Origin of the sequence: Desulfuromonas sp., from assembly GCF_002868845.1 — a bacterium.
Lineage (GTDB): Bacteria > Desulfobacterota > Desulfuromonadia > Desulfuromonadales > BM501 > BM501.
The window spans coordinates 15,256-29,839 of the sequence record NZ_PKUB01000017.1 but is presented as its reverse complement, the minus strand read 5'-3'; the positions used below and the strand labels follow the sequence as shown (position 1 = coordinate 29,839).

Annotated in this window: 16 protein-coding genes; 15 read left to right on the top strand and 1 reads right to left on the bottom strand. The window is 70.2% G+C overall.

Annotated features, from left to right (window positions below; all coding sequences use genetic code 11):
* From C0617_RS05095 to C0617_RS05025, 15 genes are all read left to right on the top strand, one after another.
* A partial coding sequence (locus C0617_RS05095) for an MMPL family transporter (protein WP_291315935.1) occupies nt 1–460 on the top strand: 460 nt, incomplete at its 5' end.
* Nucleotides 457–1,143: a hypothetical protein gene (locus tag C0617_RS05090; protein ID WP_291315934.1), complete on the top strand. Its 687-nt coding sequence runs from the start codon at nt 457–459 to the stop codon at nt 1,141–1,143. The genes C0617_RS05095 and C0617_RS05090, both read left to right, overlap by 4 nt.
* Nucleotides 1,144–1,275: 132 nt before the next feature.
* Nucleotides 1,276–1,674, top strand: a complete 399-nt coding sequence (locus C0617_RS05085; protein WP_291315933.1) for a hypothetical protein — start codon at nt 1,276–1,278, stop codon at nt 1,672–1,674.
* Nucleotides 1,671–2,132, top strand: a complete 462-nt coding sequence (locus C0617_RS05080; protein WP_291315932.1) for an acyl-CoA thioesterase — start codon at nt 1,671–1,673, stop codon at nt 2,130–2,132. The genes C0617_RS05085 and C0617_RS05080 overlap by 4 nt, the downstream gene beginning before the upstream one ends.
* Nucleotides 2,129–3,259, top strand: coding sequence for a beta-ketoacyl synthase N-terminal-like domain-containing protein (locus C0617_RS05075; protein WP_291315931.1), 1,131 nt, complete (start codon nt 2,129–2,131; stop codon nt 3,257–3,259). The genes C0617_RS05080 and C0617_RS05075 overlap by 4 nt, the downstream gene beginning before the upstream one ends.
* The gene (locus C0617_RS05070; protein ID WP_291315930.1) at nt 3,256–3,966 is read left to right on the top strand and encodes a beta-ketoacyl synthase N-terminal-like domain-containing protein; all 711 of its coding nucleotides are present in this window, start codon (nt 3,256–3,258) and stop codon (nt 3,964–3,966) included. Before C0617_RS05075 ends, C0617_RS05070 begins: the two co-directional genes overlap by 4 nt.
* A 39-nt stretch (nt 3,967–4,005) precedes the next feature.
* Nucleotides 4,006–5,268 carry a radical SAM protein gene (locus C0617_RS05065; RefSeq protein WP_291315929.1) on the top strand — a complete coding sequence of 421 codons (1,263 nt, stop codon included), beginning with the start codon at nt 4,006–4,008 and terminating at the stop codon, nt 5,266–5,268.
* The gene (locus tag C0617_RS05060) at nt 5,265–6,638 is read left to right on the top strand and encodes a lipid biosynthesis B12-binding/radical SAM protein (protein WP_291315928.1); all 1,374 of its coding nucleotides are present in this window, start codon (nt 5,265–5,267) and stop codon (nt 6,636–6,638) included. The genes C0617_RS05065 and C0617_RS05060 overlap by 4 nt, the downstream gene beginning before the upstream one ends.
* A 2-nt stretch (nt 6,639–6,640) precedes the next feature.
* On the top strand, nt 6,641–8,083 hold the full coding sequence (locus C0617_RS05055; RefSeq protein ID WP_291315927.1) for a radical SAM protein: 1,443 nt from the start codon (nt 6,641–6,643) through the stop codon (nt 8,081–8,083).
* Between the two features lies 1 nt (nt 8,084).
* On the top strand, nt 8,085–9,254 hold the full coding sequence (locus C0617_RS05050) for a DUF2062 domain-containing protein (RefSeq protein WP_291315926.1): 1,170 nt from the start codon (nt 8,085–8,087) through the stop codon (nt 9,252–9,254).
* On the top strand, nt 9,241–10,251 hold the full coding sequence (locus tag C0617_RS05045) for a lysophospholipid acyltransferase family protein (protein ID WP_291315925.1): 1,011 nt from the start codon (nt 9,241–9,243) through the stop codon (nt 10,249–10,251). Before C0617_RS05050 ends, C0617_RS05045 begins: the two co-directional genes overlap by 14 nt.
* 146 nt (nt 10,252–10,397) lie before the next feature.
* The gene (locus C0617_RS05040) at nt 10,398–10,658 is read left to right on the top strand and encodes a phosphopantetheine-binding protein (protein ID WP_291315924.1); all 261 of its coding nucleotides are present in this window, start codon (nt 10,398–10,400) and stop codon (nt 10,656–10,658) included.
* On the top strand, nt 10,655–11,851 hold the full coding sequence (locus C0617_RS05035) for a beta-ketoacyl-[acyl-carrier-protein] synthase family protein (RefSeq protein WP_291315923.1): 1,197 nt from the start codon (nt 10,655–10,657) through the stop codon (nt 11,849–11,851). The genes C0617_RS05040 and C0617_RS05035 overlap by 4 nt, the downstream gene beginning before the upstream one ends.
* Nucleotides 11,848–12,894 carry a beta-ketoacyl synthase chain length factor gene (locus C0617_RS05030; protein ID WP_291315922.1) on the top strand — a complete coding sequence of 349 codons (1,047 nt, stop codon included), beginning with the start codon at nt 11,848–11,850 and terminating at the stop codon, nt 12,892–12,894. Before C0617_RS05035 ends, C0617_RS05030 begins: the two co-directional genes overlap by 4 nt.
* Nucleotides 12,888–13,445: an acyloxyacyl hydrolase gene (locus tag C0617_RS05025; RefSeq protein ID WP_291315921.1), complete on the top strand. Its 558-nt coding sequence runs from the start codon at nt 12,888–12,890 to the stop codon at nt 13,443–13,445. Before C0617_RS05030 ends, C0617_RS05025 begins: the two co-directional genes overlap by 7 nt.
* Before the next feature lie 215 nt (nt 13,446–13,660).
* Here C0617_RS05025 and C0617_RS05020 read toward each other — a convergent pair whose 3' ends face one another.
* Entirely contained in the window at nt 13,661–14,530 is an 870-nt protein-coding gene (locus C0617_RS05020; protein ID WP_291315920.1) for an alpha/beta fold hydrolase, read from the bottom strand.
* Between the last annotated feature and the right edge of the window lie 54 nt (nt 14,531–14,584).

The following is a 14,584-nucleotide window of genomic DNA, read 5'->3' as shown; positions in this document are numbered from 1 at the left end:
CGGCGACGCGGTGGGGACCGCGGTCGGCCGCGACTTTCTGCGTTTCATCGTCCTGGCCTGCCTGGTGGTGACGGCTCTTCTCGCCCTGCTCTTTCGCAGTCCGGGCAAGGTCGCCCTGGCGCTCCTCCCCGTCGCCACCGGCCTGATCTTCATGTCCGGGGCGATGGGCCTGCTCGGGCTGGAGTTCAACCTGTTCAACATCGTCGCCACGATCCTGGTCGTCGGGCTCGGGGTGGATTACGGGATTTTTATGGTCTGCAAAGTCAGCGAAGGATTCGACCACGCCACCGACCGGGCGGTCCTCGTTTCGGGCCTGACCACCCTGGCAGGCTTCGGCGCCCTGGCCCTGGCCAGCCACCCGGCCATGCACTCCATCGGGGTGACGGTGCTGTTCGGGGTCGGCTCCGCCCTGCCTGCGGCCCTCCTGGTGGTCCCCGCCCTCGCCGGGAGCCGGCGATGAAGAGGACGACCCTCGCCTCCGGGGTGTTGATGATGTCCCTGGCGCTGACCCTGGCGGCCTGCAGTTCGGTCCCCTTCGAGCGGACCCCCCTGGTGGCGACCGCCCCGGCGACCGCCGGGGAGCTGGTCGGCGGTCACTGGCTGGCCGCTCCCGGGGTCTACCGCTGCCGACAGACGGCCCTCTTCGAGTTGCGCGGTTCACGCCTGCCCCTCGAGGGGTTCATGGAGCTCGACACGGGGAGCCACACGGCCCGGCTTGTCGCCCTCGACGGGATGGGGCTGAAGCTCCTCGACCTGACGGTGACCTCCGACGGCTATCGCCAGCATCACCTCCTCCCCGCGCTGGGGGACTACCCCGGTCTGGCCGAGGCGGTGGCTTTGAGTGTGCGGCGGATTTTCCTTGCCCCCCGTCCCGGCCCCGGTGATACCCTGGAGACCGGGCGCAGGGAGTACCGGCTGCTCCAGGAGGAGGGCGGGGAAAACCGGCGTTTCGTCTTCGGCGGCGCGGGCCCCTACCTGATCGAGACGACCGGCGCCGGGGAGAGCGGGCGCTGGCGGGTGCGCTACTACCAGTACCGGCCGGGGCCCGGTCACCCGATTCCCGAGGGGGCGGTCCTGGAGGATCGCCGGGCCGGTTTCCGGCTGACCCTCTGGCTGGAGGATGTGAGGAAGATCGATGGCTAGTGCCTCGTACGGTTTTTCCTATCCCGTGATTATGGCCCTTTTGCCCGCTGTCTGCGTTGCGCCTCCTCGACTGGGCACAGGCCAGGCCTGCGTCGGCGCGCCTTGACAACAACCAAAATGACTCAGATTCAAATGACACGACAAACCAAACGGGACACTGGAATTCGACAGGCGATACGCGAGGCCGCCCTCGGCCCGGCGCGCTCCGGCGAGGACGAGACGACCGGGCGCTACCGCTTCGAGGCGGACTTTCCCGGCTTTGACGGGCACTTCCCCGGCTACCCGGTCCTTCCCGCGGTGGTCCAGATGTTGACCGCCGCCCTCCTCGCCGAGGAATTCGCCGGCGTCCCCCTGAGGCTGGCGCGGGTCGAGCGGGCCCGCTTCCTGGTGCAGCTGCGCCCCGGCCAGGAAATCACCGTTTCCTGCCGCCGGCGGGGCTCTGACGCCCCGGTCTTCGACGCCGCACTGGAGGCGGACGGGGAGGAGGCCGCCTCTTTCCGCATGGTCTTTGCCGCCGGGGACGAAGAATGAGAAAACCCTATTTCCCGAGCCGTCCGGGGGATCCCCCGCCCCTGCGCAGAACCGTCTCCAGGACCGTCCGTTTCGAGGAGGTGGACCCCCTGGGAATCGTCTGGCACGGGCGCTACGCCGGCTACTTCGAGGACGCCCGGGTCGCCCTCGGGGAGATGTACGGCATCGGCTACCTCGACTTCTACGACAACGGAGTGCTCGCCCCCCTGCGCTCGATTCACGCCGACTACCACCGCCCCCTGCGCTTCCGGGAGGAATTCACCGTCGAGGGGATCCTCCACTGGTCCGAGGCGGCGCGCCTCAACCACGAGTTCGTCATCCGCGACGGCGAGGGACGGGTCGCCACCACGGGCTACACGGTGCAGATGCTGATGGACCGGGACCACGAGCTGCTCCTCGTCTCTCCCCCTTTCTACCGGGACTTTCAGCGTCGCTGGCAGGACGGGGAGCTGGCATGAGGGAGGTCTGCATCAGCGAGGCCCGGGTCGTGACGGCCCTCGGCGACGACCTGGCGGAGACCTGGAACGCTCTGCTCGCCGGGAGCAGCGGCATCGTCCCGCTGACACGCTTCGCCGCGGAGGGCTACGGGAGCGGGTTTGCCGCCTGCGTCCCCGGGCTGGAACGGGCCGGGGAGGGTTCGCTGATGCATCCCCTGCTCGACCGCCTGCTGGACGGAATCGGGCTGCTACCTGGCGGCTGCCGGCTCCTGACCGCCTCCACCAAGGGGGGGATCGACAACCTGGAACGGCTGCGCCGCGGGCTGCCGGCCGACGCCGCCGACCTCCCCCTCGGGGCCCTGCCGAAGGCCGTCGCCGAGCGTTTGGGACTGGCCGGGGGAGTCAATGTCAGCGCGGCCTGCGCCTCCTCGACCATCGCCGTGGCCCGGGCGGCGGCCGCGATCGCCTCCGGCCGCGCCGAGGCGGTCCTTGTCTGCTGCCTCGACCTGGTCAGCGAGTTCGTTTTCTCGGGATTCTCCGCCCTGCAGGCTCTCGACCCCCGGCCCTGCCGCCCCTTCGACAGGGAGCGCGCCGGTCTCTCCCTCGGCGAGGGGGCCGCGGCCCTGCTCCTGACGAGCGCCCCCTGCGCCGCCCGGGAGGGGCGCCCGGTTCTCGGCCGGGTTCGAGGCTGGGGGGTCGCCGGCGACGCCCACCACATCACCGCCCCGGCGCGCGACGGCTGCGGCCTGGTTGCGGCGGTGCGCCAGAGCCTGGACAGGGCCGGGCTGGAGCCCGATGCGGTGGCCGCGGTCTGCGCCCACGGCACCGGCACCGCCTACAACGACCTCATGGAGCTGACCGCCTTCGACACGGTTTTCGGCAAGCGCCCGGTCCCCCTTCATTCGGTGAAGGGGGCCCTCGGCCACACCCTCGGCGCCGCCGGGGGGATCGAGATCGCCCTCGGCCTGTGCGCCCTGAACGAGGGGGCCGCTCCGCCGACCCTCGGCCTGCGCCGGCCGGAGGAACTCGGCCGCGGCCGGGTCCACGGCGAGCCGCGCTCTTTCGGGCCGGGGTGCCTCCTGTCGACCAACTCGGGCTTCGGCGGGGTCAACGCCGCCGTCCTTCTGGAGCGGGGAGGGGCGCGATGAAAGCCTTCGTGACCGGCATCGGCTGGGTGAGCGCCGCAGGACCGGGACGTGGCAGGGCGAAGGGGGCATTCGCCATGCCCGCCGGAGTCCTCCCCGAGATCTCACGCAAGGAGGTCTTCGCCGCGCCGGACCGCCGCTTCGGGCGCCTCGACCCTTTCTCCCGCACCGGCCTGGCGGCGATCGCATTCGCCCTGCGCGACGCCGGGCTGGAGGAATGGGACTCCAAGCGCCCCTTCGGCCTGCTCGCCGAGAGCGCCTGCGGCTGCCTCGCCACCGACGGCGCCTACTTCGACACGGTCCTTGAGGAAGGGGGCTCCCTGGCCAGCCCGCACCTCTTCGCCTACACCCTGCCCAACACCTTTCTCGGCGAGGCGGCGATCCGCTTCGGCCTCTCCGGGGGCGGCCTGGTCCTGAGCGGCGCCGGGCCGAGAGGGTCGGAGGCCCTGACGATGGCCCTGGAGAACCTTGAATGGGGAGACGAGAAGGGGGTGCTCGCCGGCATCTGCGACCTCGAGGCCCCGCCGCCCCTTGAGGCTCCGGAGGGAGCCGCCCCCGGGGCCCTGTTCGTCGTTCTGGAGCGCGAACCGGCCGGAGGGCTCGCCCCCCTCGGCGAGCTCTCCATCGCCGAGGGCCTCGCCCTGGACGGGTGCCCGGTGGCGGACCTGCCGTCCCTGGTCCGTGCGTGCCATAAGAATTCCCGCGGCTGAGGCCGCTGCTTTGAAGCTACCGAAGAAAGAGGCTGACCCATGAGGATGAAGCTGATCTACCCGAGCTGGCCCAAGCTGGAGCGCCAGACCGAGTTCCACCTGCCGCCCCACGGCCCCGTCGTCTTTGCCGCCGCCGTCCCCCCGGAGGTGGAACTCTCCTTCGTCGACGAGAACCTGCAGAGCGTCGATTTCAACGAGGGGGTCGACCTGGTCGCGGTCTCCACCATGCTCTCCTGCCAGCTCCCCCGCGCCTTCGAGGTGGCCCGGGAGTACCGGGAGCGGGGGGTTCCGGTGATCTTCGGCGGCATCGCCACCATGCTCCACGCCGAGGAGGTGGCCGGCCACGCCGACAGCGTCTTCCTCGGCGAGGTCGAGGGGCGCTTCGCCGGGGTGATCGAGGACTTCCAGAGGGGACGCCTGCAGAAGGTCTACGATTACATGCACCGCCACCCCGACATCGAGCTGGTCGGCACCGCCCGCCGGGAGATCCTCGACCGCGACCTCTACAACTACCGCGGGGTGCAGATGCTCGACCTGGTGCACGCCTCGCGGGGCTGCCGCTTCGACTGCTTTCCCTGCTGCACCGGCTACCTCGGCGGCAAGGCGTTCCGTCCGCGCCCCATCGACAAGGTCATCGCCGAGATGGAGGCGATCCGCAACAACCGCCTCTTCATCGTCGACAACTCCCTCGCCCAGGACCGGCAGTGGCTGATCGACCTCTTCACCGCCATGGCGCCCCTGAAGAAGAAGTGGGTTTCCCACCCGATCCTCGACGACGACGAGGTCCTCAAGCTCGCCGCCGACGCCGGAGCCTGGTACGTCTACCAGGCTGTCTTCGACACCTCGGACACGATCCGCAACCGGATCCGGCGCCTCAAGGACCACGGCATCGGGATCGAGGGGACGATCATCCTCGGCACCGACGACCAGGACGCCGACGACATCAAGCGCCTCGTAGACTTCCTCCTCGAGGTGGAGCTCGACGTGGCCGAGTTCACGGTCCTCACCCCGTTCCCCCATTCGCCGATCCGCGCCCAGCTCGAGAGGCAGGGACGCATCCTGAGCAACGACTGGATCGACTACACCGCCGGCAAGGTCGTCTTCCAGCCGAAAAAGATGACTCCCGACGAGCTCCAGGAGATGTACGAATACGCCTGGGACACCTTCTACGCCGGCGGCGGCCACCAGTTGAAGATGGGGGAGCTGTTCAAGCAGGTCATCGGGCGGGAGATGGAGGATGGCACCTACCGGCGCTACGACGCCGGCTCCCGCAGGGCCTTCCGGAGGCAGGGCGGGGCATGAGCCGGGTCTTTCTCCTCTCCAGCAACGTCTCCACCGAGCCCTACCCGGTCTATCCCCTCGGGATGGCGGTCGTCGCCGGGGCCCTCGCCGGTTCCGGCCACCAGGTGCGCCAGTTCGACTTCCTGGCCGAGGAGCGCTCGGAGCAGAGGCTGACCGAGGCGGTGCGGGAGTTCGCCCCCGACTTCGTCTGCCTCTCCCTGCGCAACATCGACAACGTCGACTCCCTCTGCGCCGAAGGGGGCTGGTACCTTGAGCAGGCCCGCCGCCTCGTCGCCTGCCTGCGGACGGAGACCGCGGTCCCGGTGATCCTCGGGGGCCCGGCCTTCTCCATCCTGCCGGAGGAGATCCTCGACTTCGTCGGCGGGGACCACGGCATCGTCGGCGAGGGGGAGCGGGCGGCCTGCGAGCTGATCGACGCCCTGGCGGCGGGGAAGGCGGCCGGGCGCATCATCGCCGGCGGCGCCCCCCTGGCGGGGGGGGAGATGACGGCCCCCCTCCTGGAGGAGAAGCTGGTCGACTTCTACCTGCGGGGAAGCGGCATGCTCAACCTGCAGACCAAGCGGGGCTGCCCCCACGCCTGCGCCTACTGCACCTATCCCCACCTGGAGGGGAAGGACTTCCGCCCCCGCGACCCCCGGGAGGTGGCCGACGACCTGGAGCGGATGACCCGGGAGCACGGGGTCGACCACGTCTTCTTCACCGACTCGGTCTTCAACGACCCCCGCGGCCACTACCTGGAGGTGGCCGAGGAGCTGATCCGGCGGGAGCTGAAACTCAACTGGTGCGGCTACTTCCGTCCCCAGGGGCTGGGGAGGGCCGAGCTGGCCCTGCTCAAGCGCTCGGGCCTCTCCGCCGTGGAACTTGGGACCGACGCCGCCTGCGACCGGACCCTGGCCGGGCTCGACAAGGGCTTCTCCTTCGCCGAGGTGTTGGAGGTCAACCGGGCCTGCCTGGAGGAGAAGGTCCCCTGCGCCCACTTCGTCATCTTCGGCGGCCCCGGCGAGACGACGGAGACGCTTCAAGAGGGACTGGAGAACATGGAGAGGCTCGGCCCCGCGGTCGTCTTCGCCTTCTCCGGCATCCGCATCCTTCAGGGGGCGCCGATCCACCAGCGGGCCGTCGCCGACGGCGTGATCGCCCCGGACGCGCCCCTGCTTCGGCCGGTCTACTACTTCTCGCCCGGGGTCGATTCCGAGCAGATGAACGCCGCCATCGAGGCCGCCTTCGCCGGCCGCCGCGACCGCATCTTCCCTCCGAGCGAGGGGCAGGCACGGCTCTCGGTGATGCAGCGTTTCGGCTACCGGGGCCTGCTCTGGGACAAGCTGATCTCCTTCGACAAGGGGAGCCGGCGCCGGGCCGGCGGGGCGTAGCGATGGCGCGACTGGCAGAGAAAAAGGTCCTCCTCGTCCATCCCCTCGGCTACCGCCCCGAAGCGGCCGGGCGGGACATCTCGCGGCTGGCCAACATCATGCCGCCCCTCGGGCTGGCGAGCATCGCCGCCTACCTCGAGCGGGAGGGGATGGAGGTCCGGATCGTCGACTGCTTCGCCCACCCCGACGCCGAGCGCCGGATCCTCGATGCCCTGCGCCGGGAGCGGCCGGCCACCGTCGCCTTCAGCTGCACCACGAGCTCCTTTCTCGACGGGGTGCGCCTGGCCGGCCTCGCCAAGGCCGAGCTGCCTGGGGTGCGCACCGTCTTCGGCGGCCCCCACGTCTCGGCCCTCAAGGAGGTGGCCCTGGAGGGGCGGCCCGAGATCGACGTCCTCGTCGCCGGCGAGGGGGAGGCGGCCCTGGCCGAGCTGGTCGCGGCCGGCGGGGAGCCCGCCGGGGTGGCCGGCCTGGTCTGGCGCGACGGCGGGGAAACGGTCTTCAACGGCCCCCGGGAGGGGCTCGAACTCGACAGCCTTCCCTTTCCCGCCTACGCCAAGCTGGCCGGGTTCCCGGAGGCGTACCGGCTGCCGATTTTCAACTATCCCCGCACCCCCAACACGAGCTGCATCAGCAGCCGGGGCTGCACCTACGCCTGCAGCTACTGCGACCGCTCGGTCTTCGGTCGCACCTTCCGCTTCAACTCGGCGGAGTACCTCTACGAGCACCTGCGCCACCTGGGGGAGCGTTTCGGCATCCGCCACGTCAACTTCTACGACGACCAGTTCACCTTTCACCGCGGGCGGGTGGAGGACTTCTGCCGGATGATGATCGACCGGCCCCTCGGGATGACCTTCAACTGCGCGGTGCGCGCCGAGCATGTCGATTCCGAACTGCTGCGCCTGATGAAGGCGGCCGGCTGCTGGATGGCGAGCCTGGGGATCGAGACCGGCGACCCGGAACTCCTCGCCCGCCACCGCCAGAACCCCGACCTCGACCTGCTCGCCGACAAGATCCGCCTGATCAAGGGCGCCGGCATCCGCACCAAGGGCCTGCTCATGATGGGGCTGCCCGGCGAGAGCGAGGAGAGCATCCGCCGGAGCATGGACTACGTCTTCTCTCTGCCCGTCGACGACTTCAACCTCGCCAAGTTCACCCCCTTTCCGGGGTCGCCGATCTACGCGGAGGCCCGCGAGTTGGGGGAGTTCGACGAGGACTGGGACCGGATGGACTGCATGAGCTTCCAGTTCGTCCCCCGCGGCCTGACCCGGGAGCGCCTGGAGGTCCTCTTCCGGGAGTTCTACAAAAGCCACTACAGCCGGCCGAAGGTGCTGCTCGGATTTGCCGCCATGCTCTGGAGATCGCCGGACAGCTGGCGGCGGTTCGCCGGCAACCTCGGCGCCTTCCTGCGCTTCGCCCGCTCCGACCGGCGCTACGGGGATGCCTGAGATGGGCGTCGAAGAGCTCAGGGTCCTGATCGTGATCCCCGTCTACAACCACGCCGCCACCCTCCGGGAGGTGGCCGAGCGGTCCCTGGCGCTCCACCCCGATGTGCTGGTGGTGGACGACGGCAGCAGCGACGGCGGGGCCGGACGCCTGGAGGGGCTGCCGGTGCGGATGGTCCGCCACGATGAAAACCGGGGCAAGGGGGCGGCGATCCTGACCGCGGCCGCCGAGGCGGAGCGCCTCGGCATGACCCACATCGTCACCATCGACGCCGACGGCCAGCACGACCCGGCCGATTTCGCCCGTTTCCTTCCCCTGCTGAGGGAGGACCCCTGGGCGATCGTGGTCGGCAACCGGGACATGGGGGGGGAGCACGTCCCCGGCGCTTCCCGGTTCGGCCGCAGCTTCTCCAACTTCTGGCTGCGGGTGCAGACCGGGCAGAGCCTGGGCGACACCCAGAGCGGCTTCCGCGCCTACCCGGTGGCGGTCCTCTCCGCCCTGTCCCTGGGGGAGGCGCGCTACTCCTTCGAGGTCGAAGTGCTGGTCAAGGCCGCCTGGGCCGGGGTGGCCCTGCGGGAGGTGGCGATCTCCGTCTACTACCCCCCCGCCGGGGAGCGGGTCTCCCACTTCGACAAGTTCCTGGACAACGTGCGCATCTCGCTGCTCAACACCCGGCTGACCCTGCGCTCGGTGGCGCCATGGCCCCACCGCAAGATCGTCCGCGACCGGCGTCCCGGGGACGAAGTGAGCGTGTTGCGCCCCCTGCAGTCGGTGCGCACCCTGCTGACCGAGAAGAGTTCGGCCGGGGAGCTGGCCGCCGCGGCGGCCCTCGGGGTCTTTCTCGGGGCGCTCCCCCTGCTCGCCGTCCACACGGTCGTCATCCTCCTGGCCTCCGGTTTCCTGCGCCTCAACAAGGTGGCCTCCGTCGGCGCCAGCCAGCTCTGCATGCCGCCGCTGGTGCCGGCCCTGTGCATCGAGGCGGGCTATTACATGCGTCACGGGGAGTTCCTCACCGAGATCTCCATGGAGACCCTCGGCTACCAGGGGCTGGAGCGGCTCTACGAATGGCTGCTCGGCTCCCTCCTGCTCGGCCCGGCGCTCGCCGTCCTGGTCGGGGCGATCGTCTATCTGCTGGCTTTGATGGTGAAGAGGGAAAAGCGTGCGGCGACCTGAGGAACAAACGGGGGCAGGGGAGGGCCGGCAGTGGACCAGCCGCAGCCTCGCCTCGTCCTTTCAGCACCAGGTTTTCTACCTCCTGATCCGGGTCGGGGGGCGGCCGGCGGCCTACCTCCTGCTGCGCCTGGTGGTCCTGTACTACGTCCTGCTGCGCCCCTCGGTCCGGGCCCGGTCGGCGCCCTACCTTTCCCGCCGCTTTCCCGGGGCGGGGCTTTTGGCGCGGCTGGGGCACAGCTACCGGATGAGCCTCGCTCTCGGCAAGGTCCTCGTCGACCGGGCGGTCGTCGGCATCCTCGGCCCCGGGCAGATGGAGGTGGAGCTCCACGGCCGCGAGGAGCTGCTCGAGCTTCTCGCCGAGGGGCGGGGGCTGGTCATGGTCAACGCCCACGCCGGGTGCTGGCAGGTGGCCATGTCGGCCCTCTCCTTCCTGAAGGAGCCGGTCAACATGCTCATGCGGCGCGAGGACGGCGACGTGGACCGGCAGTACTTCGAGCACGCCGGAGTTCCCTGCCCCTACCGGGTCATCGACCCCGACGGTTTCCTCGGCGGCACCCTGGAGATGATGGCGGTTCTCAAGGAGGGCCAGGTGCTGTGCGTCATGGGCGACCGGGTCCTGGGGAGCGAGCGGAGCACGGTGGGGGTCGACTTTCTCGGGGACGAGGCCCGCTTCCCGGTCAGCGCTTTCAAGGTCGCTTCGGCCACCGGCGCCCCGGTCGGAGTGCTCCTCTCCTACAAGACCGGCCCGCGCAGCTACGAGCTGAAGCTGGCCGGCACGATCCGGGTTCCCCCCGACCTGGGGCGCTCGCCGGAGGCGCTGCGCCCCTACGCGGCCCGGTTCGTGGGGATGCTCGAGGACTACGTCGCCGAGCACCCCTACCAGTTCTTCAACTTTTTCGACATGTGGCAGGGCTCCGAAAACAAAGAGCAAGAAGGCGATTCTCAACGCAAAGACGCAGAGACTCAGAGAAAGACGCAAAGGAAAACGGACCACTAATCAAGGGTTATTGCCACAGAGAAAAGGTTGCGGGTTTCGTTGCGTCTTGCATAACCCCTTTGCGCCTTTGCGTTAAAACATCGATATTGTTGTTAAACCTGCCGTTTTAAAATGGTCCCGCTACAACATCAACACCAGAGGAGTGTATGACGATGAACGTCAAGGAGAAACTCAAGCGCATTCTGATCGAAGACCTCAACCTCGAGGACCTGACCCCGGAGGAGATCGGGGACGACGCCCCCCTCTTCGGCGAGGGGCTCGGGCTCGACTCCCTCGACGCGGTGGAGCTGGTGGTCCTGCTTCAGAAGCACTTCGGGGTGGAGATCAAGGACATGGAGGAGGGCCGTCCCGCTTTCCAGTCGGTCAACTCCCTGGCCGCCTACATCGAGGAGCGCCAGTCGGCATGACCCGCCCCGCCCCCGTCGCGATAACGGGCATCGGCTGCCTCTGCGGCGCCGGCGGAACCCTGGACCGGTGCATGGAGAGCCTCCACGCCGGCCGCAGGGCGCCCCGGCCGCCGAGCCTCATCGCCGCCGAACACCCGGAGCGCTACCCGGTCTTCGAGGTCGGGGAGGAGGACCTTTCTCCTGTCCCCGCCGGTGCGCCGGAGCTCTCCCGCACCGCACGGCTCGCCCTGGAGGCCGCCGATCAGGCGCTGCGCGACGCCGGCCTCGCGCCCGAGGACCTGGCCGGGCGGCGGGTCGGGGTGGTGGTCGGCACCACCGTCGGCAGCGCCATGAACAACGAAGCGTTCTACCGCGCCTACCGCCGGGATGAGGGGCCGGGCCTCGGCTCCATCCGCCGGTTTCTGCGCAGCAACCCGGCGGCGGCGGTCGCCGGGCGCTACGGTTTCGACGGGCCCTGTCAGACCGTGGTCAACGCCTGCTCCTCGGGGACCGACGCCATCGGCCTGGGCGCCTCCTGGATTCGCGCCGGGCTCTGCGACCTGGTCCTGGCCGGGGGGGCGGACGAGCTGTGCCGGGTCACCTACAACGGCTTCGCCTCCCTGATGATCACCGACCCCGGCCCGGTGCGCCCCTTCGACCGGGGGCGCCGGGGGCTCAACCTGGGGGAGGGGGCGGCGATGCTGGTGCTTGAGGCCGCGGCCTCCGGCGGCGCCGCCCAGAAAACGAACCGGGGCCTGGTCCTCGGCTACGGCTCGGCCTGCGACGCCTACCACCTGACCGCCCCGCGGCCCGACGGGGCCGGGCTCAAGGCCGCCATCGCCGCGGCCCTGGTGGAGGCGGGGCGAGGACCGGAGGAGGTCGCCTTCGTCAACGCCCACGGCACCGGCACCCCGGACAACGACCGGGTCGAGAGCCGGGTTCTGGACGAGGTTTTTCCCGGCGTTCCCTTCCTCTCCACCAAGGGCTGCACCGGCCACACCCTCGGCGCCGCCGGGGCGATCGAGGCGGCCTTCACCGCCGCCTCCCTTCAGGCGGGGAGGGTTCCGGCCAGCGCCGGCTTCGCCGAGCCCGACCCCGAACTGCCGGCGACCCCCCTGCGCGAGGAGCTGGAGATCGGGGGAAACGTGGCCCTCTCCCAGTCCCTCGCCTTCGGCGGCAACAACGCGGTCCTGCTGATCGGGAGGGGGAGATGATGGCGCGGCTTTCCATCGACGGCATCGGCGCGGTCGGAGGGTTCGGCTGCGGCGTCGAGGCGCTGCGGCGCGCCCTGCGGAAGGGGCATCAGTCCGCTGAGGAGGAGGTCGCTGGTTCGCCCCTGCTCGCCGACACCGCGCCCCTCTCCGAATTCGTCGCCAAGCGGGCGGTGCGCCGGCTCGACCACTTTTCCAAAATGGCCCTGCTCGGCGCCCACCTCGCCCTGCGGGACGCCGGCCTGCCGGCCCCGGTCCCGGAGCGGACCGCTGTGGTTGTCGCCACCGGCTACGGGCCGACCCGCACCACCTTCGCCTTTCTCGACTCGGTCATCGACGACGGCGACGCCTGCGCCTCGCCGACTCACTTTTCCAACTCGGTCCACAATGCCGCCGCCGCCCACGTGGCGATCCAGCTGCAGGCGACCGGCCCGAGCCTGACCGTCAGCCAGTTCGAGATGTCGGTCCCCTCGGCCCTGCTCAGCGCCGGGGCCTGGCTCGCCGAGGGGCGGGTCGACCGGGTCCTCTTCGGCGCGGTCGACGAGTACTGCGAGGTCCTTCGCTACTGCCGGGAGCGCTTCGCCGCCGAGGGGGGCGAATTCGGCATCGGACCCGGCGCACTGCCCGCCGGCGAGGGGGCGGCCTTCTTTCTCCTTTCCCGGGCCGGGGAGGGGGGCGGCCGCTACGGGGCGATTGAGGAGGTCCGCCTCGGCCGCATCCCCGATGCCCCAATCGAGTCAGGGACGGACCTTCTTCTGCTCGGCGCCGACGGCCAGCAGTGCTGCGACGCCGGCTACCGGAACCTGGTTCCCGCCGGGGCGCCGGCCCTCTGTCATGCGCCCCTCTACGGCTGCCTGCCGGTCGGACCGGCCTTCGACCTCGCCGCCGCCGCCCTGACCCTGGAGCAGGGGCAGGCCTTCCCCGCTCCGGGCGTCCCGGAAGACCTCCCCGTCTCCCGGGTCCGCTGCCTCAAGGCCGGGCCCGCCGGGGAGTACGGAGCGATCGTCCTCGGGAGGGACGCCGGGGAGCGGAGCGAGCAGTGCTGAGGCGGGCCGGCCTTCTCGCCTTCCTCCTGGCCATTATCTTCGCCGGGTCGGCCGCCGGGGAGACGACCGAGCCGGACCGCTACGGGGCGGCCCTGGGGCTGGGCAAGAGCTATGACCCCCACGGCCACATCGCCTTCGCCCTCGTCTCGGGCTTCGCCCTCTTCGACTACGACCGGGTCTGGCCCCACCGGGCTCCGGAGCCGCTGCGCTTCAAGGTCGAGGGGAGCCTCGGCGTCGCCGACTGGCCCGAAGCCCGGGCGATGGCCTCGGCGGGAATCCTCGCCCTCTACTACCTCGACGCCCTCGCGGCGGGGCGCTGGCGCCCCTACGCCGAGGCGGGGGTCGGCCTCGTCTACACCGACTTCCGGGTGAAGGGGCAGGGGCTGCGGCTGAATTTCAATCCCCAGGCGGGTATCGGGGCCGAGGTCCGGACCGGTGCCGGTCCTCCCTGGCTCCTGGCCCTGCGCGGGCACCACGTCTCCAACGGGGGAATCGACGACGAGAACCGGGGGATCAACTCGGTGCTGATTCAGGTGGGGAGGTTTTTCTAAGTCTGGCGGTCAGGGCAGCCCGACTTGGCTTCTATTTTCTTCAAGAGCAACCCATCAGGGGACTCGCCCCCTGGCGGCGACCAGGGGATTGCCCGCCCAATCCCCTGGACCCAAGGGCGTCCCCTCTGCCTCCACCCGCCGTCGCCGAAGGCGTTGGCGGGTGGAGGCAGAGGGGGAGAGGCATAATCTACGGCAGACAGTAAAAAAGGCCGCAGTCACCGGACTGCGGCCTTTTGCTGTTTCTGCGCGGCGGCCTGGTCGATGAAGGTGCGCCAGCTCTCCCGGTAGGGCAGGCCCCCCGTCAGATAAAGGTCGCTGTGGCTGGCGCCGGGGAGGATGTGCATGTACTTGGGCTCGTTGGCCCGGGCGAAGAGCTGGCGGGCCATCTCCACCGGGACGATGGTGTCCCTCTCTCCCTGGAAGATGAGCAGGGGGGCGTGGATGCGGCCGATCTTGGCGAGGTTGTCGTAGTAGCGGCCGTAGGCCTGGCGCAGCAGGTCGCAGGAGAAGGGGACGTGGTGGCAGATCATGGCAAGCACCGAGGTGAAGGGGCTCTCCAGGACCAGGCCCGCCGGCGGCTCCTCCAGGGCCAGCTGCAGGGCGACCGCGGCGCCGAGGGAGTGGCCGTAGTAGATGGTCGAGCCCGGCTCCCAGCCCCGCGAGCGGAGGTAGTCCAGGGCGCCCCGGGCGTCGTCGTAGGTCCCTCTCTCGCTCGGCTCGCCGGCGCTCTGGCCGTAGCCGCGGTAGTCGAAGACGAAGATCGACGCCTCCATCCCCTGGAGCAGGCGAAGAGGCTCCGTCAGGTGGGAGAGGTTGGTCCCGGTGCCGTACAGGTAGAGGACGAGGGGGCGGCCGGGCGGTCCCGGCAGGTACCGTCCGTAGAGCTGGCAGCCGTCGCGGGCGGGGAAGACGACCTCTTCGAAGGCGAGGCCGGTCGAGGGGGCGGGAAACCCGATGGTCCGGTCGGTGGAAAAGAGGTAGCGTTCCCGCGGCAGGCAGGCGAAGAGGGTCAGGAGCGCAAGGAGCATCACGCACCGGGACAGGGCCCGCCAGGGGGCGGGGGGAATCTTCCGTGACTCTTCCATGGGCGCGCCCTTTCGGCTGACGCGGGATGGGTCAAGGATAGCAGAAAAACGAGG

Excerpts from the sequence above, each read along its gene's own strand:
- C0617_RS05055 (WP_291315927.1), top strand. The coding sequence starts at position 6,641 with ATGGCGCGACTGGCAGAGAAAAAGGTCCTCCTCGTCCATCCCCTCGGC.
- C0617_RS05040 (WP_291315924.1), top strand. The coding sequence starts at position 10,398 with ATGACGATGAACGTCAAGGAGAAACTCAAGCGCATTCTGATCGAAGAC.
- C0617_RS05090 (WP_291315934.1), top strand. The coding sequence starts at position 457 with ATGAAGAGGACGACCCTCGCCTCCGGGGTGTTGATGATGTCCCTGGCG.
- C0617_RS05085 (WP_291315933.1), top strand. The coding sequence starts at position 1,276 with ATGACACGACAAACCAAACGGGACACTGGAATTCGACAGGCGATACGC.
- C0617_RS05070 (WP_291315930.1), top strand. The coding sequence starts at position 3,256 with ATGAAAGCCTTCGTGACCGGCATCGGCTGGGTGAGCGCCGCAGGACCG.
- C0617_RS05050 (WP_291315926.1), top strand. The coding sequence starts at position 8,085 with ATGGGCGTCGAAGAGCTCAGGGTCCTGATCGTGATCCCCGTCTACAAC.
- C0617_RS05080 (WP_291315932.1), top strand. The coding sequence starts at position 1,671 with ATGAGAAAACCCTATTTCCCGAGCCGTCCGGGGGATCCCCCGCCCCTG.
- C0617_RS05075 (WP_291315931.1), top strand. The coding sequence starts at position 2,129 with ATGAGGGAGGTCTGCATCAGCGAGGCCCGGGTCGTGACGGCCCTCGGC.
- C0617_RS05030 (WP_291315922.1), top strand. The coding sequence starts at position 11,848 with ATGATGGCGCGGCTTTCCATCGACGGCATCGGCGCGGTCGGAGGGTTC.
- C0617_RS05020 (WP_291315920.1), bottom strand. The coding sequence starts at position 14,530 with ATGGAAGAGTCACGGAAGATTCCCCCCGCCCCCTGGCGGGCCCTGTCC.
- C0617_RS05065 (WP_291315929.1), top strand. The coding sequence starts at position 4,006 with ATGAGGATGAAGCTGATCTACCCGAGCTGGCCCAAGCTGGAGCGCCAG.
- C0617_RS05060 (WP_291315928.1), top strand. The coding sequence starts at position 5,265 with ATGAGCCGGGTCTTTCTCCTCTCCAGCAACGTCTCCACCGAGCCCTAC.
- C0617_RS05035 (WP_291315923.1), top strand. The coding sequence starts at position 10,655 with ATGACCCGCCCCGCCCCCGTCGCGATAACGGGCATCGGCTGCCTCTGC.